At 65.6% G+C, this 22,694-nt stretch carries 17 protein-coding genes; 8 read left to right on the top strand and 9 right to left on the bottom strand.

Features of this window, described 5'->3' with window-relative positions:
• Window positions 1-7 precede the first annotated feature (7 nt).
• Window positions 8-1,024: a type II secretion system F family protein gene (locus RFN28_RS00280; protein ID WP_320285366.1), complete on the top strand. Its 1,017-nt coding sequence runs from the start codon at window positions 8-10 to the stop codon at window positions 1,022-1,024.
• Window positions 1,025-1,221: 197 nt separating this feature from the next.
• Here RFN28_RS00280 and RFN28_RS00275 read toward each other — a convergent pair whose 3' ends face one another.
• Window positions 1,222-1,995, bottom strand: coding sequence for a tetratricopeptide repeat protein (locus tag RFN28_RS00275; protein ID WP_320285636.1), 774 nt, complete (start codon window positions 1,993-1,995; stop codon window positions 1,222-1,224).
• A 178-nt stretch (window positions 1,996-2,173) separates the two neighbouring features.
• Here RFN28_RS00275 and RFN28_RS00270 point away from each other — a divergent pair, with 178 nt between their 5' ends.
• The 5 genes from RFN28_RS00270 (at window position 2,174) to pdeM (ending at window position 8,533) form a co-directional block, all read left to right on the top strand.
• Window positions 2,174-3,538: a leucyl aminopeptidase family protein gene (locus tag RFN28_RS00270; RefSeq protein ID WP_320285365.1), complete on the top strand. Its 1,365-nt coding sequence runs from the start codon at window positions 2,174-2,176 to the stop codon at window positions 3,536-3,538.
• A 74-nt stretch (window positions 3,539-3,612) separates the two neighbouring features.
• On the top strand, window positions 3,613-3,963 hold the full coding sequence (locus tag RFN28_RS00265; protein ID WP_320285364.1) for a MarR family winged helix-turn-helix transcriptional regulator: 351 nt from the start codon (window positions 3,613-3,615) through the stop codon (window positions 3,961-3,963).
• A gap of 109 nt (window positions 3,964-4,072) precedes the next feature.
• Entirely contained in the window at window positions 4,073-4,933 is an 861-nt protein-coding gene (locus tag RFN28_RS00260; protein ID WP_320285363.1) for a C40 family peptidase, read from the top strand.
• A gap of 223 nt (window positions 4,934-5,156) precedes the next feature.
• Window positions 5,157-7,676, top strand: a complete 2,520-nt coding sequence (locus tag RFN28_RS00255) for a ligase-associated DNA damage response DEXH box helicase (protein ID WP_320285635.1) — start codon at window positions 5,157-5,159, stop codon at window positions 7,674-7,676.
• A gap of 140 nt (window positions 7,677-7,816) precedes the next feature.
• The gene (gene pdeM, locus RFN28_RS00250; RefSeq protein ID WP_320285362.1) at window positions 7,817-8,533 is read left to right on the top strand and encodes a ligase-associated DNA damage response endonuclease PdeM; all 717 of its coding nucleotides are present in this window, start codon (window positions 7,817-7,819) and stop codon (window positions 8,531-8,533) included.
• A gap of 4 nt (window positions 8,534-8,537) precedes the next feature.
• Here pdeM and RFN28_RS00245 read toward each other — a convergent pair whose 3' ends face one another.
• From RFN28_RS00245 to RFN28_RS00230, 4 genes are read right to left on the bottom strand one after another with little or no spacing between them, the layout of a single operon-like run.
• Complete coding sequence (locus RFN28_RS00245; RefSeq protein ID WP_320285361.1) at window positions 8,538-9,476, bottom strand: dimethyl sulfoxide reductase anchor subunit family protein; 939 nt, start codon at window positions 9,474-9,476, stop codon at window positions 8,538-8,540.
• Window positions 9,477-9,480: 4 nt separating this feature from the next.
• Window positions 9,481-10,215 (bottom strand): 4Fe-4S dicluster domain-containing protein, encoded by a 735-nt coding sequence (locus tag RFN28_RS00240; protein WP_320285360.1) that lies wholly within the window; start codon window positions 10,213-10,215, stop codon window positions 9,481-9,483.
• Window positions 10,212-13,142: a molybdopterin oxidoreductase family protein gene (locus RFN28_RS00235; protein ID WP_320285359.1), complete on the bottom strand. Its 2,931-nt coding sequence runs from the start codon at window positions 13,140-13,142 to the stop codon at window positions 10,212-10,214. The genes RFN28_RS00240 and RFN28_RS00235 overlap by 4 nt, the downstream gene beginning before the upstream one ends.
• Complete coding sequence (locus RFN28_RS00230; protein ID WP_320285358.1) at window positions 13,139-13,297, bottom strand: hypothetical protein; 159 nt, start codon at window positions 13,295-13,297, stop codon at window positions 13,139-13,141. Before RFN28_RS00230 ends, RFN28_RS00235 begins: the two co-directional genes overlap by 4 nt.
• 123 nt (window positions 13,298-13,420) lie before the next feature.
• On the opposite strand from RFN28_RS00230, the gene RFN28_RS00225 reads away from it, so the two are divergent.
• A complete protein-coding gene (locus tag RFN28_RS00225; RefSeq protein ID WP_320285357.1) occupies window positions 13,421-14,329 on the top strand; it encodes a LysR substrate-binding domain-containing protein in 909 nt (302 codons plus the stop codon).
• Between the two features lie 9 nt (window positions 14,330-14,338).
• Here RFN28_RS00225 and RFN28_RS00220 read toward each other — a convergent pair whose 3' ends face one another.
• The 4 genes from RFN28_RS00220 to RFN28_RS00205 form a co-directional block, all read right to left on the bottom strand.
• Window positions 14,339-15,595, bottom strand: coding sequence for an Hsp70 family protein (locus tag RFN28_RS00220; RefSeq protein WP_320285356.1), 1,257 nt, complete (start codon window positions 15,593-15,595; stop codon window positions 14,339-14,341).
• Between the two features lie 172 nt (window positions 15,596-15,767).
• Window positions 15,768-16,562: a TIGR02186 family protein gene (locus tag RFN28_RS00215; RefSeq protein WP_320285355.1), complete on the bottom strand. Its 795-nt coding sequence runs from the start codon at window positions 16,560-16,562 to the stop codon at window positions 15,768-15,770.
• Window positions 16,562-17,485, bottom strand: coding sequence for a sulfite exporter TauE/SafE family protein (locus tag RFN28_RS00210; RefSeq protein WP_320285354.1), 924 nt, complete (start codon window positions 17,483-17,485; stop codon window positions 16,562-16,564). Before RFN28_RS00210 ends, RFN28_RS00215 begins: the two co-directional genes overlap by 1 nt.
• 192 nt (window positions 17,486-17,677) lie before the next feature.
• The gene (locus RFN28_RS00205; RefSeq protein WP_320285353.1) at window positions 17,678-21,760 is read right to left on the bottom strand and encodes a peptidoglycan-binding protein; all 4,083 of its coding nucleotides are present in this window, start codon (window positions 21,758-21,760) and stop codon (window positions 17,678-17,680) included.
• A gap of 461 nt (window positions 21,761-22,221) precedes the next feature.
• On the opposite strand from RFN28_RS00205, the gene RFN28_RS00200 reads away from it, so the two are divergent.
• Window positions 22,222-22,683: a MerR family transcriptional regulator gene (locus RFN28_RS00200; protein ID WP_320285634.1), complete on the top strand. Its 462-nt coding sequence runs from the start codon at window positions 22,222-22,224 to the stop codon at window positions 22,681-22,683.
• Window positions 22,684-22,694 lie beyond the last annotated feature (11 nt).

Genomic DNA, 22,694 nt, shown 5'->3' with positions numbered 1-22,694 from the left:
GGCTCCAATGACAGACCAGGTCGTCAAGACCCTTACCGATCCGTCCTTCCTGATCGCGCTGCTGGTCGGCATCGCGGTTTTTGCAACCGTCTTCACGCTCATGCCGGCGCTTGGCGGCAATCAGCTCAAGGCGCGCATGAAAAGTGTGGCGCTCGAGCGCGACGAACTGCGCGCCAAGCAGCGTGCGCGCCTCGCCAACGAAGCCGACCGCCGCCGCAAGGGCCTGCGCGAGGAGCAGTCGATCGGCATGCGCAACATCGTCGACCGGCTGGATCTGAGGCGCGCGCTGGCCGACGAAGGCACGCTGCAGAAGCTCAAGGTGGCGGGTTTCCGCGGCCAGAATCCGCTGACGCGCTTTCTGTTCTTTCGCCTGATCCTGCCCTTCGTCGGATTTGCGCTGGCCGCGGTCTATCTGTTCGTTCTGGGCGGTCTGGCGCAGCAGCCGCCTCTTATCAAGCTGTTCGTCTGCATTGTCGTCGCCTATGGCGGCTTCTATGCGCCGATCCTCTATGTCAACAACCGCGCGACCAAGCGCAAGCAGTCGATCCAGCTGGCGTGGCCGGACGCGCTCGACCTGATGCTGATCTGCGTCGAATCCGGCATGTCGGTGGAAGCGGCGCTTCGCAAGGTCGCCGACGAGATCGGCGCGCAGTCGGTGGCGCTCGCAGAGGAGTTCGTGCTCACCAACGCCGAGCTTTCCTATCTGCAGGACCGCAAGGTCGCCTATGAGAACCTGGCAGGCCGCACGGGCCTGGAATCGGTGAAGGCCGTATCCCAGGCCCTGGTTCAGGCGGAGCGCTACGGCACGCCGGTGGCGCATGCGTTGCGCGTGCTGGCCTCGGAAAGCCGCGACATGCGCATGAACGCGGCCGAGAAGAAGGCTGCCGCACTTCCGCCGAAGCTGACCGTGCCGATGATCCTGTTCTTCCTGCCGGTCCTGTTCGCCATCATCCTGGGGCCGGCCGGCATCCAGGTCAGCCAGCGCGGCGTCTTCGGCGACCAGCACAGTTCCAGCAGCCAGTAGGATGGAGCAATTCCAGGAAAAGTGCGCAGCGGCTTTCCGTCCGGAATTGCGTGAAAACAAATATTGAGAGCGGGTCGGCGATTCTATCAAAGCTGAACCGCTCTAAGTTGGGGTCATGACAAAAGCCGCGTGGCGGCTGCCGCGCGGCTTTTCCTTGTCTGGCATGGTTTTGGCCGTCGCGCGGCCGCGCCGTTCGTCTAGTTCGTCGCGACCTTCGCCTTGCCCTTGTCCTGGTCCTTGAGCTGGCTCCAGGCATTCTGCTGCGCAAGCATCTGGCGCAGATAGGCGATGTTGGCCTGCGCCTGCTCAGGCGAAAGCTCCTGCGAAGCAATCTTCTCGGCCTCGTCGAAGCGGCCCTGCAGACCCACGACCAGCGCCAGGTTCTGCCGCACGCGGCTGTCTGCGTTCGGCTGCTGCGCGGCCGAGCGCATATAGGTTTCCGCCGTGCGCAGGTCCCCTTCGAGTACATACGACATGCCGAGATTGGAGAGGATGGAAGGTTCGTTCGGCTTGAGCTCGAGCGCCTTGCGATAGTCCTGGCGCGCTTCGTCGCGCTGACCCATCTGATCCAGGATGGCGGCTTCCGCCGAGACCAGCCGCCAGTCCGGGTATTCCGGCGTCTGCGCGCGGCGCACGGCATCGAGCGCCGGCTCGAACTGTCCGTTGGCGGCAAGCGCCTTGCCATAGGCGGCGAGCACGTCGCGGTCCTTGGGGTAGGCGATCGCGAGCTTGCGCATCACGGCAAGCGACTGGTCGGCGTCGCCATCCATCTGCAGCGCCGCGGCGAAATTCGTCGCTATCCGCTTGTCGTTTGGGTTCTTGGCGTAGGAATCACCGAGCCTTGTCGTTGCTGTATGCAATTCACTGGCAGACATCGTCTCCAGCGGCCTGTTGTCGGAGCGGGAAATGGAGCCCGTCGTGAATTTGCTGGTGCTGCCGCAGCCCGCCACACTGGCCGCCAGAGCTGCCATGAATGCCGTGGTGATCAGACGCTTGCTCGTGAAGGTCAACGCTTTGATCGGCACCGCGCCGTCTCCATTCCTGTGCGGCCATTAAGCTGGCCGTCTTCCCTCCCACAGAAATATTCTGTTAACCCTAACGGATCGTTAAGAAGCGCCGAACTCGCTGTGCCCGGCCGGAGACCATCGAATGCCCGTCGAAATCGTTGACCAGAAACCGGAAGCCGCCTTGCCAGTTTATCTGGTGGGAAAGGACGGCCTCGACGGCACGGGCCTTCCGCCTCCCGCAATCGCCTGGGCACGGGCCAACGGCTTTTCCGGCGAGGCAGGCCGCACGCTGATCCTGCCAGGCGAGGGTGGCGCGCTCGCCGGCGCGCTTTTCGGCACCGGCGACGGCGAGAGCCAGCTGGCCGTCGGTGCCTTGGCGAGGTCGTTGCCGGAAGGCGATTGGCATTTTGCCCAGGACTTGCCTGCCCCCGATCTTGCGGCGCTGGCGCTTGTGCTGGGCGGCTACGTCTTCACCCGCTATGGCAAGAAACCTGGCAAGGCGTTGCGCTTCGCGCTGCCGGCAGGGGCCGATGGCGCACATGTGCGCCGCATCGCCGAGGGCGTGTTCCTGGCGCGCGACCTTGTCAACACGCCGACCAGCGATATGGGGCCGGGTGACCTGGAGGAGGCCGCGCAGGCATTGGCCGCCGCGCACGGCGCCGACATCTCCGTCGTCAAGGGCGACGACCTCCTGGTGCGGAATTTCCCGATGATCCACGCCGTTGGCCGCGCCTCGACCGGCGCGCCGCGCCTGATCGACATGACATGGGGACAGGGCGATGCGCCGAAGGTGACGCTGGTCGGCAAGGGCGTCTGCTTCGACACCGGCGGCCTCGACATCAAGCCGTCGTCGGGCATGCTGTTGATGAAGAAGGACATGGGCGGCGCCGCCAACGTGCTCGGTCTCGCCTCGATGATCATGGCAGCGAAACTGAATGTCCGGTTGCGCGTCCTGATCCCCGCGGTCGAGAATTCGATCGCCGGCAACGCCTTCCGGCCGGGCGACGTGCTGAGAAGCCGCAAGGGCATCACGGTCGAGATCGGCAACACCGACGCGGAAGGCCGGCTGGTCCTGGCCGACGCGCTGGCGCTTGCCGATGAGGAGCAGCCGGCCTTGCTGATCGACATGGCGACGCTGACGGGTGCGGCCAGGGTGGCGCTTGGCCCCGACCTGCCGCCCTTCTACACGGGCGACGAGGCTCTGGCGGCCGACCTTGCGGCGGCTTCGCTCGCCACCGAGGACCCGTTGTGGCGCATGCCCTTGTGGCGTCCCTACGAGGCAAAACTTTCCTCGAAGATCGCCGACGTCAACAATGTCACGACGGACGGCTTCGCCGGATCGGTCACCGCGGCTCTTTTCCTCAAGCGCTTCGTCGAAAAGACGCCCAACTGGGCGCATCTCGACATCTTCGCCTGGAACCCAAGCGATCGCCCATATGGCCTTACCGGCGGCGAGGCGCAGGGCATTCGCGCGCTGGAGCGGATCATTTCGCAGCGCTTCGGGTGAGATTTGGCCAAAAACTGGCAAAAGGCGCGGCGGACTGAAACGGAAGCGAAACAATTTGCCGTCATGCTCGCGGCATGTCGATCTCGATGCGCCCGAGCCAGGCCTTGCGACTGTGGCAGCAGGTGATGCTGTCGCAGGTGCGCGATGGCGAGCCCGATCTCACCATGCGCCAGACGGCGATCCTGCTCACCATCTACCTCGATCCGCCGCCGCACACGGTGCGCGGGCTGGCAGCCAGGCTCAATGTCACCAAGCCGGTCATCACCCGCGCGCTCGACACGATGGGCGCGCTGAAGCTGGTGTCGCGCCACCGCGACGAACTCGACAAGCGCAATGTGCTGATCAGGCGCACGGTCGAAGGCGCGCTCTTTGTCGAGCGCTTCGGCGATGGTATCGTCGCCAGGGCGCATGAACTGCCCATCTAGAGCATGATCCCGAACCGAAGGACCGCGTCAGCGAAAAGTGGGAACCGGTTTTCGGATAAGATCATGCTCCAACAAAGAATTAGATACTCGATTTGACTGGATTGCCGATTTGACTGCCAGGGATGCCCGCTTTCACGCCTTTCGTTCCGACCTTGCCGATGCCAGGCTGAAAGGCGAGGTCGCTGCCGACCGTTTTGTGCCCGGCCGCCCGGCGCGGATCACGGCTTCCGTCGCCGACCTGCGCAAGGCGCCGCGCCCCGATGCCGGGATCAACACACAGGCCCTGTTCGGCGATGACGTGCTCGTCTTCGAGGATGCGGAAGGCTGGGCCTGGGTGCAGTCCGAGCGCGACGGCTATGTCGGCTATGTCGCCGACAACGTGCTTGGCGCACGTGAGCACGCGCCGACCCACATCGTCTGCGTGCCGCGCACCTTCCTCTATCCTGGCCCCGACCTGCGCTTTCCGATTAGCGGACAATTGTCGATGGGCTCGACGGTGACGGTGACGGGCTCCGCCGAAACGCGCGGCACGCATTACGCGTTGCTGCCTTCCGGCCAGGCGGTGATCGCCCGCCATCTGCGGCCGATTACCGAGCTGGCTCAGGACTATGTCACGGTCGCCGAAAGCTTCCTTGGCACGCCTTATCTCTGGGGTGGCGTCTCCGGTTTCGGCATAGACTGCTCCGGCCTCGTGCAGCTGGCTATGCGCATGACGGGCAAGGATGTGCTGCGCGATTCCGACATGCAGGCGGCGTCGATCGGCGCGCCGTTCGAACCGGGCCCTGAGTTTTCCGGACTCCAGCGCGGCGACCTCGTGTTCTGGAAAGGCCATGTCGCGATCATGACCGACGCGAAAGAGATGATCCACGCCAACGGCCACACCATGCTGGTCTCGCGCGAGGGGCTGAAGGAGGCGGTCGAGCGCATCAGCTACCTCTATGGCGGCCCGACGGGGTTTCGGAGGCCGTAGCGCCCTTACCTCTCCCCTTGTGGGAGAGGTCGGATTGCCCCGATTTGCCCGGTTGGCAATCCGGGTGAGGGGTAAGCAGCGCCAAGCTGGAACACCCCTCATCCGTCTCGGCGCTGCGCGAGGCGACCTTCTCCCACAACAAGGGGAGAAGGGAAATGGTGCATGATCCCCTTTTGTTCCGATTTTTCTTGGCGATTGCTTGCCGTCGCGCTACCTCTTGCGCGTGACTGAGCAGCCGCGCCTTGCCGAACAAAATGCCGCCGTTCTCCTGCCCGAGCCATTCGTCAAATGGTTCGCCGCAAAAGGCTGGTCGCCACGCGTCCACCAACTCGAGCTGCTGGCGAAGGCTCAAGGTAGACAATCGGTGCTGCTGATCGCGCCGACCGGCGCCGGCAAGACGCTGGCCGGCTTCCTGCCGTCGCTTACCGAGCTCGCCAGACGGCCGCGCCGTAAGCCCGGTGAAGCGCATCGCGGCATCCATACGCTCTACATCTCGCCGCTCAAGGCTTTAGCCGTCGATATCGAGCGCAATCTCGGCAAGCCGGTCGAGGAGATCGGCCTGCCGGTCGCCATCGAGACCCGCACCGGCGACACGCCCTCGCACAAGCGCCAGCGGCAGAAGCTGGTGCCACCCGACATCCTACTCACCACGCCCGAGCAGCTGGCCTTGCTGATCGCCTCAAACGACGCGAAGCGTTTCTTCGAGGATCTGCGCTATGTCGTGCTCGACGAATTGCATTCGCTCGTCACCTCGAAGCGCGGGCACCTGCTGGCGCTTGGCTTGGCGCGGCTGCGCGCCTTTGTCCCCGAACTGCAAACCATGGGCCTGTCGGCGACGGTGGCCGAGCCCGACGAACTGCGGCGCTGGCTGGTGGCGCAGAATCCACCCGGCGACATGGCCGGGCTGATCACGGTCGCCGGCGGTGCCAAGCCCGACATCTCCATCCTCGACTCGCGCGAGCGCGTCCCGTGGTCCGGCCATTCGGCCCGCTACGCCATTCCGGAGATCTACGAGGCGATCAGAAAGCACCGCACGACGCTCCTCTTCGTCAACACGCGCAGCCAGGCCGAGCTGCTTTTCCAGGAGCTTTGGCGGGCGAACGAGGATTCTCTTCCCATTGCGTTGCACCACGGCTCGCTCGATGTCGGCCAACGCCGGCGCGTCGAGAAGGCGATGGCCGACAATGCGCTGCGCGCCATCGTCGCCACCTCTACCCTCGATCTCGGCATCGACTGGGGCGATGTCGACCTGGTCGTGCATGTCGGGGCGCCGAAGGGCGCCAGCCGCCTGGCGCAGCGCATCGGCCGCGCCAACCACCGCATGGACGAGCCGTCGAAGGCGATGCTGATCCCGGCCAACCGCTTCGAGGTGCTGGAATGCCGCGCGGCACTCGACGCCAACTATCTTGGCGCGCAGGACACGCCGCCGCTGGTCAAGGGCGCGCTCGACGTGCTGTCGCAGCACGTGCTGGGCGTTGCCTGCGGCGGGCCGTTCGATGCCGATCTCCTGTTCGAGGAGGTGCGAAGCGCTGCCCCTTATGCGGCGCTGGAGCGCGAAACCTTTGACCGCGTCATCGACTTCGTCGCCACCGGCGGCTACGCGCTGAAGAACTACGAGCGCTATGCCCGCATCCGCCAGACCAAGGACGGGCTGTGGCGCGTCTCGCACCCGAGCGTCGCGCAGCAGTACCGGCTCAACGTCGGCACTATCGTCGAGATGCCGGAGCTCAATGTCCGCTATGTGCGGCAGGCACGCGGCATGGCTGGCCGCGGCGGGCCGGTGCTCGGCAAGATAGAGGAGTATTTCGCCGAGACGCTGCGCCCCGGCGACAACTTCCTCTTTGCAGGCAAGGTGCTGCGCTTCGAAGGCATACGCGAGAACGAGTGCGTCGTCTCCAACGGCGCCGGCGCCAACATCATCGTGCCGTCCTATGCCGGCGGCAAGTTCCCGCTGTCGACCTATCTCGCCGAGCAAGTGCGCGGCATGTTGGCCGACAGCGACCGCTGGCGGACCTTGCCGGAGCAGGTCGCCGACTGGCTGCGGCTTCAGAAGGAGAAGTCGGTGCTGCCGAAGCGCGGCGACCTTCTGGTCGAGACCTTTCCGCGCGGCAACCGTCATTACATGGTCGCCTATCCCTTCGAGGGCCGGCTGGCGCACCAGACGCTCGGCATGCTGCTCACGCGCCGGTTGGAACGTGCCCATGCCAGGCCGCTCGGCTTCGTCGCCACCGATTACTCGCTGGCGGTGTGGGCGCTGGACGACATGGCGGCGCTGTTCAAGGCCAAGAAGCCGTCGCTTGGCCAGCTCTTCGACGAGGATATGCTGGGCGACGATCTGGAGGCGTGGCTCAACGACAGCTGGATGCTGAAGCGGACCTTCCGCACCTGCGCCGTCATCGCCGGGCTGATCGAGAAGCGCTATCCCGGCCAGGAAAAGAGCGGCCGCCAGGTGACGGTCTCGGCCGACCTGATCTACGATGTGCTGCGCAGCCATGAGCCCGACCACATCCTGCTGCAGGCGACCCGCACCGATGCCTCGGCCGGACTGCTCGATGTCAGCAGACTTGGGGAGATGCTCTCGCGTGTGCGCGGTCGAATCGTGCATAAGCATCTCGACCAGATTTCGCCGCTGGCGGTGCCGGTGATGCTGGAGATCGGCAAGGAATCGGTCAACGGCGGCGCCAACGACACGCTTCTGATGGAAGCCGCCGACCTGGTCGAAGAGGCGATGGGCCGGGGTTAACGGGCTGGAAGCAATTCCAGGAAAAGTGTGCAGCGGTTTTCCGTCTGGAATTGCGTAAAACAGACTGGCAGCAAGTCCAGGAAAAGTGTGTAGCGGTTTTCCATCCGGAATTGCGTAAAACAGATAAGTACGGAGAGGGGATGAATTTTTCGCTGTCGCGCGCAACACTGATAGCCGAGGCCGATCTGATCGGCATCGCTGGCGAGCGCGCGGTATGCGACCGGCGCGGTGTGCTCTATTTCCCCGATCTGCGGCTGCTCGCGGTCTCCGACCTGCATCTCGAAAAAGGCTCTTCCTTCGCCAGGCGCGGCGCGCTGATCCCGCCCTACGACACCGGAGCCACTTTGCTCCGGTTGCAGGCCGTCATCGCCGATTATCAACCTCAAATCGTCGTCAGCCTGGGTGATTCTTTTCACGACGGCGGCGGCGCCGAACGCATGCATCTAAGCTTCCGTGAGCGGCTGGAGGCGATGATGGCCGGCCGCGACTGGTTCTGGGTCGCCGGCAACCACGATCCTGAGGCGCCCGCCGATCTGCCCGGCGAGACGGTGAAGGAACTCGCCATCGGCTCGCTGGTGTTCCGCCATGAGCCTTCGAAGCTGCGGGTCGAGGGCGAGATCGCCGGCCATCTCCATCCATGCGCGCGCATCGTGCAGCGTGGCCGCTCGGTCAGGCGGCGCTGCTTTGCCGGCGACGGCGGCCGCATGATCATGCCGGCCTTCGGTGCCTATACCGGCTCGCTCAACGTACTCGATCGCGCCTATGCCGGCCTGTTCCGGCTGGAAACGCTGATGGCCTATATGCTGGGCGCCGAGCGCATCTTTGCGATCTCCGGCTCGATGCTGCGGCCTGGCTGAGGCGCTACTCCCTCCCATAGTAAAGCGTGACCGTGTGCTTCGCATCGGCGAAGAACAGCCAGCGCTCGAGCAGCATGCCTGCAAGCTGGGAAAAGGCCGCTAGCGTCGACGCAATAGCCGCGAGGGGCCACTGCAAGACGAACGCTACCAGCAGCAAGACAGCCGGCGCGGCGAAGGCCAGCAGCTGCGTTATCCGCCGCAGTTTCGCGCTGTGCTTGCGTGCGATGCGAAAACCCATCTCCTTGAGCAGGTAATTCTCTTCCGTATGCGGCCATTCGATCGACCGTATCGTGCCGCCGGCAAGACCCGTCGCCGTGTTCGCGGTGGTCGGGATGTCCAGCCGGTCGTTGTAGCGCCAGATCGCGAGCTTCCAGCCCCAGCCGGCTAGCGTGGCAAGCAGCGCGCAGGTCGACACCGCCGCCGAACCGACGGCGAAACCCTGGAGAAGGGCGTTGAGCAGCACGCCGCCTGTCATGCCCGCGAAGATGAGATAGGCCGGCAAAGTATAGGGGCTGTGCCACTGCGCGATCGGCTTCAGCGAGGCGTAGATCATGCCCGTCGCGTAGACGGTTGCGACCGCGCCGGCCGCCGCTAGAAGGCCAGCACCCGCAACCCAGCCGCCGCTTCGGCCGAAGAACACCCAGCCGATGCCGAACAGCCCGGCCGGGATAAAGGTCGCGACCGACGCCACACCTTCGCGCGATAGCCAGGAACTGCGCCATTGCGAGAAGGCGCGCCAGGCACGCTCAGGCCGGCCCAGATGGCCGGTCGAGGAGAGCAGGCCGGCCGCGATCAGACCGAGCGCCAGCATCATGCCGACAAGGCCCAGCCAGAAATCGGGCTGGATGAAACCCAGCCCACCGAGCACGCCGAGCAGCGCCAGCAGGCCGTAGCCGGCCCCGGTGGCAGTAGTGAAGAAGAGAACGGAAAAGGCGGGATGCATGCTGCTAGCTCGAAAGCATGCTGTCGATCCAGCCGAGGAAGCCACCTTCGGCCCGGATCGGCTCCAACGCCGGCGCGTCGACCTTGGCGGCGCGGCCGCTTTGGGCGCGCGGCGGTAGGTATTTGTTGGTCGGCTTGTAGCCAAGCTCCGGCATCAGGTCGACGCCGCCGCGCGCTTCCACCAGTTGCGAGATCGCCGAAGTGGGGTCGCCGAGATCGCCGAAGTGCCGGGCGCTGGTCGGGCAGGCGGCGACGCAGGCCGGCACCCTATCCTCCGCCGCCAGATTGTCGTTGTAGATGCGGTCGACGCAGAGCGTGCATTTCTTCATCACGCCGACATCCGTATCGAACTCGCGCGCGCCGTAAGGGCAGGCCCAGCTGCACAGCTTGCAGCCGATGCATTTATCCTCGTCGACCAGCACGATGCCGTCCGAGGCGCGCTTGTAGGAGGCGCCGGTCGGGCAGACGGTGACGCAGGCCGGCTGCTCGCAGTGGAGACAAGAGCGCGGGAAGTTTACGGTCCGGCCGCCCATTTCGGTCGTGTGCTCATAAGCGTGCACGCGGTTGAACCAGACGCCGTCGACATGCCCGCCATAGGGGTCGGTGTCGGTCAGCGGCGCCATATGGCCGCCGGTGTTCCATTCCTTGCAGGCGGTGACGCAGGCCTGGCAGCCGACGCAGGTGTCGAGGTCGATGACCAGGCCGAGCTTCTTCTCGGTTTGGGCGGGAAGGCAGGTCATTCGGCGGCCTCCCTTTTCATGCGGAATGCGGCGCCGTAGCGAAGCATATCCGGTGACCGCTCGACATTTGGCGGCTGGGCAAAACGCTCGAACTGCGGCTCGGTGAAGCCTGCCTCTTCCGGCGCGCATTTGACGATGCGCACGCGCACGTCGAACCATGCCGCTTGTCCGGTGACGGGATCGGAGTTCGAGTAGCGCTTGCCGTTGGCGCCGGCCGCGGTCTGGTCGCCGATGATGTGGTTGAGCAGGAAGCCGCGATTGCTCTCTGCCGCGTCGTCCTTCAGGCCCCAGCTGCCGCGCCGCTTGCCGATGGCGTTCCAGGTCCAGACCGTCTCCGGGTTCACGTCGTCGATGAGCTTGATCTGGCCTTTCACCCGGCCGTTGATGCTTTCGATCCAAACCCAGTCGTCGTCCGCGAGGCCAAGCTTACCAGCCGTTTCCCGATGCACGAACAGCCGGTTCTGGCTGGTGATCTGCCTCAGCCATGCATTCTGTGACCCCCAGGAATGGTACATGTGCATCGGCCGCTGCGTCAGCGCATGCAGCGGATATTTTTGCAGATCGACGGCCTCGTCCTCGAAGGGCGCGTACCAGAAGGGCAGCGGGTCCATATAGGCCTCGATGCGGCCGCGCTCGGCCTCCGGCGGCTGCAGCTGTCCATGGCCGCGTGCGGCGAGGCGAAAGCGCTGCACCGGCTCGGAATAAAGCTGGAAGACGATTGGCTCAGCCTTCGGGATAAAGCCCATCGCCACTGCGAACTCGAGATAGGCGCGGTTGCCCATCTTGTAGTAGCGCTGATCGGCGGCGAACTCATGGTGCCAGAAGCCGCCATTGTCGATGTAGCGCCGCAGCTGGTCCGGATTGACCTCGCCCCTGCCGATCGAGCCGCCGTTCCTGCCGCGCCAGCCGGCGAGCGGGCCGATGCCCGGCGTGCGCTCGTGGTTGACGATGTAGTCGGCATAGTCGCGGTACGTCGCCGAGCCGTCGTCGTTGACGAAGCCGGGCAGGCCGAGCCGTGCGCCGAGTTCGATCAGCACCGACTGGAACGGCCGCACATCGCGGTCTGGCTGCACGACGGGATGGCGGATGGCGTCGGCCGGCCCGTCAGCGTGGCTGATCGGCCGGTCGAGCAGGCTGATGCAGTCATGCCGCTCGAGATAGGTGGTGTCGGGCAGCACCAAATCGGCGAATGGCACTGTCTCGGAATAATAGGCGTCGGAATAGATGATGAAGGGGATCTTGTACGCGCCCGACGGGTCCTTGTCGGTCAGCATGGTGATGGTCTCGACCGTGTTCATGGACGAGTTCCAGGCCATGTTCGACATGTACATCATCAGCGTGTCGATCGGGTAAGGATCGCCGGCCCAGGCATTGCGGATGACGCTGTGCATCAGCCCATGCGCGGCCAAAGGCGCTTCCCAGGAATAGGCCTTGTCGATGCGGGCCGGCCGGCCGGCCTCGTCGACGAGCAGGTCGCCGGGCCCTGAGACGAAGCCGAGCGGCATGCCTTCCAGAGGCGTCATAGGCTGCAAGTTCTTGCCGGCGGGCTTCGGTCCCGGCGGCGCGCAACGCGGATAGGGCGGCTTGAAGCGGAAGCCGCCGGGCACGTCCACGGTGCCAAGCAGCACCTGCAGCAGATGGATGGCGCGGCAGGTATGGAAACCGTTGGAATGGGCAGAGATGCCACGCATGGCGTGCATCGAGACAGGCCGGCCCTTGATCGTCTTGTGACGGCGACCGGCCCAATCTGTCCAGGCGACCGGCAATTCGATCGTCTGCTCGAAGGCGACATGCGCCAGTTCCGCCGCGATCCGGCGGATCGTATCTGCGGCGACACCGCAGCGCTCTGCCACCGCATCGGGTGAATAGCTGTCGTCCAGGTACCGGTCGGCGATCAGCTGGAACACCGGCATGCAGCGGCGGCCATTGACCATATAGCTGCCCGTCAGCGCCGGCTTTGCTTCGGGGTCGGCTGCGTTGACAGCGGCTTTCGCCACCCTGTCCCAAGCCAGCAGGTTGCCGGCATCATTGCGCACGAACAGTCCGTCATCGGCGGACCCGGGCTCCTGCATGACCAACACCGGCGCGTTCGTATAGCGCAGCAGATAATCGAGATCGACGCGGCCGGCCTTGAGCAGCTCATGGATGAGGGCGAGCACGAACAGGCCGTCCGTGCCCGGACGGATGCCGATCCAGTCGTCGGCAATCGCATTGTAGCCGGTGCGGCACGGGTTGATCGAAACCACCTTGGCGCCGCGTGCCTTGAGCTTGCCCAACCCGATCTTGATCGGGTTGGAATCATGATCCTCGGCGACGCCGAACAGCATGAAGTACTTCGTGTTGTCCCAATCAGGCTCGCCGAACTCCCAGAACGAGCCGCCGATCGTGTAGAGGCCGCCGGCCGCCATGTTGACCGAGCAGAAGCCGCCATGGGCGGCGAAGTTCGGCGTGCCGAACCGGCTCGCCCACCAGCCGGTCAGCGATTGCGACTGGTCGCGTCCGGTGAAGAAGGCGAGCTTTTTCGGGTCGGTACGGCGGATCGCCGACAGCCGCTCGGTGGCGAGGGCAAGCGCTTCCTCCCACTCGATCTCGCGGAACTCGCCGGAGCCGCGCGGCCCGGTGCGCTTCAGCGGCTTCTTCAGCCGCGCCGGGCTGTAGTGCTGCATGATCCCGGCGCTGCCCTTGCCGCAGATCACACCCCGGTTCACCGGGTGGTCTCTGTTGCCGTTGATGTAGCGCACCTTGCCGTCTTTGATGTGGACGTCGATGCCGCAGCGGCAGGCGCACATGTAGCAGGTGGTCTTGGCGATGCGGTCGGAAACGCTTGGCGAGGTGTCGACGCCGTCGCCCTCGTCAGGCGCTTGGCTATCGGCCAGCGGCCGCTGCGAGGGTGCGGAATTGGCGCCGCGCGGCGCGCCTCTGCTCATGATCCGCGAGCGCTCGTGCCGCTCGCTGCCTTGGCCTTCGTCTTCGGCCCTGGCCCGCGCATGTAGTGGAGCTCGGGATGGTAGCGCTCGCCGGCAAGCTGCCGCTTCAGCCGGCGTCCCCAATGCGCGAAAATGGATTTGAAGCGCCCGATCATTTCCAATCTCGGCGGCAGAGCAGTCAATTTTTTCCAACTTCCGGCAAAAACTTAGAACAAAGCTATTGATCTGTCTAACAAGCGGCTCTTGTAATTCCGATCGATTTTGCTTCTTAGTTGGCCATGACCCTCGATCAGCTGCGCATATTCGTCGCCGTCGCCGAGCACGGCCACATGACCAAGGCGGCCGAGCTGCTCGGCATCTCGCAGTCCGCCGCCTCGGCCGCCATCCGCGCGCTCGAGAGCCAGCATGGCGTGCGCCTGTTCAACCGGGTCGGGCGCAACATCGAGCTGGCGCAGACCGGCCACCGCTTCCTGCCAGAGGCCAAGGCGGTCCTGGAGCGCGCCGCTGCTGCCCACAATGTGCTGGAGCATGTCTCGCAGACCGTCACCGGCAGCCTGTCGATATCGGCGAGCCAGACCATCGCCAGCTATTGGCTGCCGCGCCGTCTGGCCTCCTTCCACGAAGCCTATCCGGCGGTGCGCCTCAGCGTCACCATCGGCAACACACGGCAGGTGGAAACCAATGTGCTGGACGGCCGGGCCGATTTCGGGCTGGTCGAGGGCCGCACCGAGTCCGACATCCTGCGGCGCGCCGCGGTCGACGAGGATCGCATGATGCTGGTGGTGGCGCGTTCGCATCCCGAGATTCCGACGACATTGGCGGGAAACCTCGACATCCGGGCACTGCGGTGGATCATCAGGGAAGGCGGGTCGGGCACGCGCGAGGCGCTGGAGGATTTTGCGCGTAGCGAAGGGGTTTCGCCGGCGGAACTGCAGATATTCCTCGTCCTGCCTAGCAACGAGGCGGTGCGTCAGGCCGTGGAGGCCGGTGCCGGCGCCACCATCATCTCCGAGCTCGTCGTCGCGCGTTCCCTGGCGGAAGGCAGCCTCAGGTCCGTGCCGGTCGATCTGCCGAAGCGCGATTTCGCCATGATCACCCACCGCGACCGCCAGGCGAGCCTCGCCCAGATGGCGCTCAAGGCGCATCTCACAGGGAAGGCGGACGCGTCGTCAACGGACAAGGGCTGAGAAGTCGCCTCACGCGAATTTGCGCCGCGCATCGAGCGCCAGGCCGAGCCCGACCGAGCCGAACATGTCGCCTTCGATGACGGAGGCCTGCGGCACCAGTGAGAGGATCCGACGCTTTGCCAGCGGGATCGCCGTCGAACCGCCGGTGAGGAACACCGCGGTGATGGCGGAAGCGGGAACGCCGGCGTCGGCGATCGTCTGCTTGACCGTCGCGGTCACCCGGTCGATGTCGCCGCCGATCGTCTCCTCCAAACCCGCGCGTGTGATCGCGGCGGCGAAGCGTGCGCCGGTCAGCGATACTTTCACCTCGGCCGCAGACTTGTCGGTCAGTGCGATCTTGGCCCGCTCGACCAAGCCTGCCATCGCATGTCCATAGCGATGCTCGACGATGTGGATGAAGCGGTCGACCAGGTCGGCGCGCTCGGCCTCGAAGCGGATCTGCTTCAGATCCGACATCGCCTTGGTGGTGTAGATGAGGTTGATGCGCTGCCAGGTCGCCAGGTCGATGAAATAGCTCGCCGGCAGATTGCGCTTGCCGTCCTTGGTCGGCGTCAGATAGCCGAGCTCGGGCATGACATGGGCAATACTGAGCAGCCGGTCGAAATCCGTGCCGCCGATGTGGATGCCGCGGTTGGCGAGGATGTCGCCCTTGCGGTCGTCCGCACGGGCGCGCTCCGGCGAGACGCGCACGACCGAGAAGTCGGAGGTGCCGCCGCCCATGTCGACGATCAGCGCCAGCTCTTCCCGCGCGACGGTCTGTTCGTAGTCGAGCGCCGCGGCGATCGGCTCGAACTGGAAGGCGATATGCTCGAAGCCTTGCGCGCGCGCCGCCTTCTCGAGCTCGCCCTGAGCTTTCGCATCCGCCTCGGTATCGTCGTCGACGAACTGCACGGGACGGCCGAGCACGACGCGTTCGACCGGGCCGCTGGCATCCTCTTCCAGCCGCTTCTTCAAATGGCTGATGAAAAACCCGATGATGTCGGTGAAGCCGATCAGGCGCGCCTTGATGCGCGTCTTCTCATTAGCGAGCGAGCTGCCGAGCACGCTTTTCAGCGAACGCATCAGCCGACCCTCGACGCTGTCGGCGTAGTCGGCGATTGCGCGGCGGCCGAAATAGGTGTGGCCGTCCTCGAAGTTGAAGAAGACGGCGCTTGGCAAGGTGGGCTGCTCGCCTTCCAGCGCGACCAGTCGCGCCCGGCCGTTGCGGATCACGCCCACGGTGGAATTGGACGTGCCGAAATCGATGCCGCCGAATGCTGGTTGCATCGCAGCCTCCCGTCATTGCTTCGCGGCGAGGAACCGAGGGCGTCGGCAACGCGCCGTCGCCCGGATGGCCGGATTGTCTTGCCGAATCGCGAATTGGTTGTGCGTTGGTTGCCCGTCGGGCGGGAGGCGGCGGTCTACCGCAAGATTGCGGAGAGGGAAACCCTTTTTGACCCTAATCCTTGCGGAAGACGATGCGCCCGAGCCAGCCGGTGAGCATGGCGAGCGACACGGCGAACACGCCGTAGAGGAACGAATAGTCGTGCGCGACGCGGAAGACCGACTGCTCGAAGCCGGACTTGCGGATTTCGAGCTGGGCGGAGCTTTCCTTGACGAACATGCCGCTCTTGAACAGGAAGGCGCGCGCCTTGTGGGTGCCGACCGGAATGTTGGGCGCGAGCCGCACGGTGGCGCGGAACAGGCTCTGCGACAGGAACTGCACGCCGCCGACATTCTCGCTGTAGAGGCCGGTTGCCGTCTTGCGCTCGCGCAACGCCGCGGTGAACTCCTGGATGGTCGTTGGGCTGTCGGTCTCGTCGGCGGGCTTCATGTAGAGGTTCTGCGCGCCGAGCGAGAGCTGCTTGTACTTGGTCGGATCGGCAATGTCCTGCAAAGGCCGCGTCGTGGCGACCGAATAGGACACCGGTACGTTCTCGAACGTCTCCGATTCCAGGTTGATCCAGACGCCGAGCACCCTGTCCTTGCGGCGCACGACCACCGGTCGCGGCGGCCCTTCGAGCACGACCACGACATCGTAGCGTCCCTGCCGCGAGACCAGCGGATCGGGATTTTCCAGCGATCCGAAGATGGTGAGGTCGGCGCCCGAGAAGCCGGCGGTGATCGAGATGGCATCGGTCGACAGGCCGATCTGGATGCCCTCGGCGGCCGGCGGCGTCTGCGCCGTCGCCGACGAAAGCGCGAAGAGCAGCGAAAGCGAAACGGTGGCTGCGAACGCTCTCAATCCCGCCATCAGCTCAGGCCCGCGGCGGAGAGCGAGTAAGGATTGGGCGGGGTCGCGAACAGGTCGATGGCAAGGCGGATGGCGACAGCCAGCACCAGCAGCGCCAAAAGCGCCCGCAGCTGCTCGCCGCGCAGCCTCTGGCCGGCCCTGGCGCCATACTGCGCTCCGGCAACGCCGCCGGCCATCAGCAGGAAGGCGAGGATCACGTCGACCGTCTGGTTGGTCGTTGCATGCACCAGCGTCGTGTAGGCCGAGGTGAAGATGATCTGGAACAGCGAGGTGCCGATAACGACATTGGTCGGCACCTTGAGCAGGTAGATCAGCGCCGGCACCATGATGAAGCCGCCGCCGACGCCCATGATCGACGACAGGAAGCCGATGGCCGCGCCTAGCCCAAGCACCGGGATGACGCTGACGAACAGTTTCGAGGCGCGGAAGCGCATCTTGAACGGCAGCCGGTGGATCCAGTTGTGCTGGCCGGACTTCTTCAAGACGGGTGCGGCGCCGCTGCGCGTGGCGCGCAGCGCATTCACGCTCTCGACCAGCATCAGCCCGCCGACGGTGCCGAGCAGCGCGACGTAGAGCAGCGAGATGAACAGGTCCAGCTGGCCGAGCCGGCGCAACAGCGCAAAGACATAGATGCCGGCGGTCGAGCCGACGATGCCGCCGGCGAGCAGCACGCCGCCGAGCTTGAAGTCGAGCGTGCCGCGCTTCATGTGCGAAAGCGCGCCGGAGAACGAGGAGGCGATGACCTGGTTGGCTCCGGTGGCGACCGCGATCGCCGGCGGGATGTTGTAGAAGATCAGGAGCGGCGTGATGAGAAAGCCGCCGCCGACGCCGAACATGCCCGACAGGAAACCCACCGCCGCGCCCATCGCCAGCAGGACGAAGACGTTGACGGAAATTTCCGCGATCGGGAGATAGATGCCCACCCGTCAGTCTCGATCAAGTTTGCCTGTCGGCGAATACTGCCATTGCGGCAGTCTCGCACCGAAAAGCCAATTTTTTCTTGCGGCGACGCGGTGGCGGGGTCAAAACCCCGCCACCGCGCCGAAACAAAAACCATCTCAATCAGTTAACAGGCAAATCTGTGGCAGGCCGTCGCGGAAGCGACGCGCCTGCCGTTATTTGTGCGCAAGCAGCGCCTTGACGAGCGGTCCGTCGATCTCGCCGGTCGGCTTCATCTTGTTGTCGGTCTGGAAGGCCATGATGGCGTTCTTGGTCTTGTCGCCCATCACGCCGTCGGTGCCGCCGGCATCATAGCCGTTCTTGTTGAGGATGAGCTGGATGTTCTTCACCGCCTTCTTCATGTCGATGCCGGCGGTGGTCTGGGGCGTGCTGTCCCGCCAGGATTCCGGAATATCGGCCGAGTTGGCGGCCGCATTGAGCGGCTTTGCCTTCCACAGTTCCGTGGCGGCGCGGGCGCGCTCGAGCTGCTCGGGCCTCAGCGCATTGGCGATCTCGTCGCGCTTGGCCGCGGCATCCTTGTCGCCGGTCTTGGCGACGAGGGCGAACCATTTGTAGGACTCCTCCAGGTTCTGCTTCATCCCGACGCCCTTGGCCGAAAGGATGCCGAGATTGAACTGGCTGTCCTTGACGCCGAGGTCGGCCGCCTCCTGGAACCAGTGCGCCGCCGATTCATTGTCGGTGACCCCATCTGCCGCCATGGCGAACAGCACTGCCAGATTGTGCATGGCGCTGGCGTTGCCCTGCTCGGCAGCGAGCTGATAGTAGGTTTTGGCCTTCTTGATGTCGCGCGCGACGCCAATGCCCTTCTCGTAAAAATTGCCGATGCGGTATTCGGCGGGCGCGAAGCCCAGTGCTGCTGACTTCTCATACCATTTGGCGGCCGTCGCCATGTCTTCCTTGACGCCGCGCGATTCCGCGTAGCGCGAGCCGATCTCGAACAGCGCTTTCGCATCGCCGCTCGCAGCCGCGTCGCGCAGCGCCACCGGGCCGATTTCGGTCGGGATATCGATCTTGGCCGCCGACGTCGCAGGCTGGTTGTTGGCCGGCGTCACCGTGCCGGTCGTTTCCGTACCTGTGCCGGCCGGCGTCGTGGCCGAAGAAATGCCGGCTGCCGGGGTGCTGGTCGCCGCAGTACCGGCCGCCGATGCGCCGGCCATAGGCTGCGCATCCGCATCGGTGTCAGTGGCCGGTGCGTTCGCGGCTTGGGTGATCGGCTCGGACGGCGTCGCAGAAGCCAGCGGTACCGGCCCGGGCAGGGCCGGTGCGGCAAGAGCCGCTGGAGCAGGCGCCGGTTCGACGGGCGCTGCTGCGGGAAGCTCGGGGCCGGATGGCTGAGCGGCGGCCCGCGGCGCCGGATCGTCCTTGGAGGGCTCGGCCTGCCTAACGATACGGGTCGGTGCGTCTTCGGCCTTCGCGGCATCCGTACCGGCCTTCGGCGCGCCGGCGGTATTGAGCGACGCAGTGGCGATCGGCTGTGCGGAGACGACCGGCGCGGCGTCGTTGCTGGCTACCGGGGCCGGGTCCGCGAAGAAGGCCTTGCCGAGCTGCAGGCCGGCGAGCGCCATCATGATCGCAGCGGCTGCCATCAGGATCGGCTTGCGCCGCGCCTTGAGCAGGTCGCCGATCCTGAGCGCCTTCACCGGGCCGGTCATCGTCGACTGCCGCTTCAGCGCGTCGGCTTCCGCGGCGGCGGCCTGCGCCGCGCGGCGGGCGGCCGCAATGAAATCGGATTTGGCGGCATCGGTCTCGCTGCGCCTGGCCGGCTGGGTGCCGCGCTCGTCGCGTACACGCTTCATGATGGCGTTGAGGTCCGGCGCGCCGGAGCCGGGCTCCAGCGGCCGGTTGGCGGCCTTCGGATCCAGCGGTTCGTCGATGTCGACCGCCGGAACGTCGCCGGCCGGCGACGATCCGGCAAGCGGCGGCGCGTCCGCGTCCTTCTTGCCCTTGAAGGCGCGCGCCAGCCCGCTGAACATCGACTTCTTGCGGCCGGCTTTCTCGTTCTTCTCGCCGATCGCATCCGAGCCGAGCGCGGCCATGGCCGCAGCTGCCGCGGCCTCGGCGGGCGTGCGCGGACCAACTTCGCTCCGGGTGACAGGCTCGCTCCGCGTGCCCGGTTCGTTGCGCAAGATTGAGGCGGCGCGCGGGTCGAGATCGGCGATGTCTCCGGCCAGCGGCAGCGGCTGATCGATATCCATCGACGGTGCGTCCTGCACCGCGATCTTGCCGGCGCGGGCGGCGCGCTTGCCGGGCTGCGGGTCTATGAGTTCGCTGACCGCTTCGCTCGGCTCGGCCTCCAGGGAACCGAGCCGGTCGACGATCTTGAGCAGAGTGTCATGGATCGCCTCGAAGGTCCGCGAGTTGCGCTCGTCGGAACGGCGGGTGAGCGCTTCGAGCGTCTTCAGGTCCTGTGCGAGGCCGCTCACGGCGGCTGCGTTGGAAGCAGCCGTGCTTGAGCTCGACTCGGCCAGCGACCTGACGGCGTTCTCCGCCGCCTCGCGCGCGACGCTCAGGATGGAATCGCGTGTGCCGGCCAGCGACTTCTCGATCTCGTTAAGGCGCGGGCTGATGTCCTCGAATTCGGGCAGCGGCGCGCTCGGCTTAGAAAGATGCGCCGAAAGGGCGGTCACTTGCGACTCCAGGCTGCGGATCAGCGCGGGATCGATGCCGGCGACCTGCGCGGCCGACGACTCCAGCCGGCTGGAAATGTCTTCGAGCCGGCTTTCCAGGCCGCGGATCGCCAGTTCGTTGGCGGGATCGGGCGTGCGCGTCTCGATGCGCTTGGCAAGCGCGGTGAAGCGCGCGTCAATCGCGTCCATGATGCCGGCGCTGTCGTCCTGCTGCATGCGCTGGTCGAGCCTGTCGGCGACTTCGTCTAGCCGCCGCTCGAGGTCGCGGAACAGCATGTTGCCCTGCTCGATGGCATCGCCCTGGCGGCGCTCCAGCAGCGTGGACAGCGCGTCGAAGCGCTGCTCCAGGCCTTGGAAGATGTGGTCGGCGTCGGGCATCGCCGGCGCCCGGTCGATCTTGTCGGTGATCAAAGCGATCTGCCTGCCGAGACGCTCCATCGCCTGTTCCGGTAGGTTGGCGCGCCCGGCGAGCTCGTCCACCCGGCTGGACAGAAGGTTGAGGCGGTCGATGACCTCGGCGCCGGGGCGCGCTTGCGCGACCTCCTCGATCTGCTGCGCCAGCGAGGCGATCCGCTTCTCGATCCGGCCGAAGGTTTCGGGGTCGAAGGCATTGGCCTGGGCCGCCACCGTCGAGGCGACGATGGCGCGCGAGATCTCGTCCAGCCGCTCGTCGATCATGGCCAGCGTCTCGCCGCCGCGCATCGTCTGCTGGCTGGCGAACCGGTCGACCGCGCCGGCAAGCATGCGCACTTTTTCCTCCAGCGAGGCGAGCGACAGTGACTGCGGCAGGTTGTTGACCGCGCTGCTGATCTGTTCGAGCCGGTCGGTGAGCGCCGAAAGATTGGGGCCTTCGGCGCGCTGGCGCTGGTCGGCGTCGACGCGGTCCTCGAAGGCGCTCCAGCGGCGGTCGAAGTCATCCCAGCGGCGATCGACGGCCCGCACGCTTTCCTCTCGCGCCAGCGTGTCGAGCGCCGCCTTGACCTGCTCCAGCTCCAGCCGCAGCAAGTTGACGCTGCGGTCGTCGCTCTTCTCGGCAAGCGTGTGGATGGCGCCGGAAAGCCGTTCGAACTCGAGCCCGAGCTCGGCACTGCTCTTGTCGGCGGGGGCGCCGTGTTGGCTCGCCGCCTGCATGGCGCGATCGATATCCTTGCGCAGCACATCGAATTCACGCTGCAGGCCGGCGGTCATCTGGTGGCGCAGCTCCTCGCGCAGGCCGCGCAATTCGACCGCGATCTTGCCGACCATCGAGACGCCGTCTTCCTGTCCGCGCACCCTGTCGATGTCTCGGGCGATGGCCTGATAGTTGGGGCCGAAGCCGGAAGCGGCGGGCGCCGGGTTTTGCGGTTCCCGGTTCTGCTCCCCCCGGCTCCGCTCTCGCTGCGTGGAGTAGGGGTCCTCGTACCAGCGCGGCTGCCCGTAAGGCTGCGCGGCGCCGTAGCGTGGTTCGGCGGCCGGCCGGCGCGGGTCGAGGCGTTCGGAGGTGTCGGTGCGGGTCCGTTCCAGCCGCTGCTCCAGCGTTTCGAGTGAGCGGTTCAGCTCCTCCAGCGAGGTGTGCGGCCGGCGTTGCCTGCCGGCATTGAGTGTATCGAGATAGGACCGCTTGCTGTTCATCGATGCGCCCGTGTTCAGAATGACCGGCCATGGCCGGTTTCCCAAAGTCCTGCCGGGAACGAAGGCGCCGCGCGGTTCTGCTGCGGAGGAAGACGGGCTTCCCGGGTTTCACCCACGCTTCGAAAGACCGTGAAAAATTCGCTACAGGATAAACACGGATGACCGACATGCGCACATTTCGCCCAACGTGGTAAACAAGGCGTTAACCACGCTTAAGAAGTCGCGCATAAATCCTGAGCCGCCTGCCCAGAGCCGCATCCGACTGCGGCATAAAGTTCCGTTCCGGAAACGCCCTTGCGTCACAGGGCAGCTATCGGTATAGAATTGACGTAAACGTAAAAGGTGCGAAGTCGTGCCTCTTGCGATTGATTTGTTGAAACCACGACTGGAAGCACGCCCCCGCTTCCACTCAGGCGACGCTTGGTCCGGACCGCGGCGCCATCAGGGGAAAGCCAGTGACCATGAAACTTGTTTCGCCCGGCGAAGCCGCGGCCAATAGCAATGACATACCGGCCGAGACCGGCGAGGAATTCGTCCGCATCGGCGAGATGGCCAAGAAATACGGCGTGACCCTGCGCACGCTGCGTTTCTATGAGGACAAGGGTCTCCTCAATCCGAAGCGCGACGGCTCGACCCGTCTTTACACGCGCCGCGACAAGGCCCGGCTGAAGCTGATCCTGCTCGGCCGCAAGGTTGGGTTCTCGCTGCGCGACGTGAAGCAGATGATGGATCTCTACGATCCGACCGGCTCCAACACCAAGCAGTTGCGGCTGGCGCTCGACAAGTCGGAGAAGCAGCTTGCTCGCCTGCAGAAGCAGCGGGCGCTGATCGAGGATGCCATCAACGAACTGAGCAATTCGATGACGATCGTCCGCAAGATGCTCAGCGAGCGGGCCGCGCCGCAGGCAAGCGCCGCAGGCTAATCGCGCTTCAC

Source organism: Mesorhizobium album, from assembly GCF_033977205.1.
Classification (GTDB): domain Bacteria; phylum Pseudomonadota; class Alphaproteobacteria; order Rhizobiales; family Rhizobiaceae; genus Mesorhizobium; species Mesorhizobium album.
The sequence above is the reverse complement of the archived record's forward strand: the minus strand, read 5'-3'. Positions and strand labels throughout refer to the sequence as shown.

Bases quoted from the DNA above. Each gene is read 5' to 3' on its own strand.
- RFN28_RS00245 (WP_320285361.1), bottom strand. From the start codon at position 9,476: ATGCATCCCGCCTTTTCCGTTCTCTTCTTCACTACTGCCACCGGGGCC.
- RFN28_RS00275 (WP_320285636.1), bottom strand. From the start codon at position 1,995: ATGGCAGCTCTGGCGGCCAGTGTGGCGGGCTGCGGCAGCACCAGCAAA.
- RFN28_RS00200 (WP_320285634.1), top strand. From the start codon at position 22,222: ATGAAACTTGTTTCGCCCGGCGAAGCCGCGGCCAATAGCAATGACATA.
- RFN28_RS00265 (WP_320285364.1), top strand. From the start codon at position 3,613: ATGTCGATCTCGATGCGCCCGAGCCAGGCCTTGCGACTGTGGCAGCAG.
- RFN28_RS00205 (WP_320285353.1), bottom strand. From the start codon at position 21,760: ATGAACAGCAAGCGGTCCTATCTCGATACACTCAATGCCGGCAGGCAA.
- RFN28_RS00240 (WP_320285360.1), bottom strand. From the start codon at position 10,215: ATGACCTGCCTTCCCGCCCAAACCGAGAAGAAGCTCGGCCTGGTCATC.
- RFN28_RS00270 (WP_320285365.1), top strand. From the start codon at position 2,174: ATGCCCGTCGAAATCGTTGACCAGAAACCGGAAGCCGCCTTGCCAGTT.
- RFN28_RS00225 (WP_320285357.1), top strand. From the start codon at position 13,421: ATGACCCTCGATCAGCTGCGCATATTCGTCGCCGTCGCCGAGCACGGC.
- RFN28_RS00235 (WP_320285359.1), bottom strand. From the start codon at position 13,142: ATGAGCAGAGGCGCGCCGCGCGGCGCCAATTCCGCACCCTCGCAGCGG.
- RFN28_RS00220 (WP_320285356.1), bottom strand. From the start codon at position 15,595: ATGCAACCAGCATTCGGCGGCATCGATTTCGGCACGTCCAATTCCACC.
- pdeM (WP_320285362.1), top strand. From the start codon at position 7,817: ATGAATTTTTCGCTGTCGCGCGCAACACTGATAGCCGAGGCCGATCTG.
- RFN28_RS00230 (WP_320285358.1), bottom strand. From the start codon at position 13,297: ATGATCGGGCGCTTCAAATCCATTTTCGCGCATTGGGGACGCCGGCTG.
- RFN28_RS00280 (WP_320285366.1), top strand. From the start codon at position 8: ATGACAGACCAGGTCGTCAAGACCCTTACCGATCCGTCCTTCCTGATC.
- RFN28_RS00215 (WP_320285355.1), bottom strand. From the start codon at position 16,562: ATGGCGGGATTGAGAGCGTTCGCAGCCACCGTTTCGCTTTCGCTGCTC.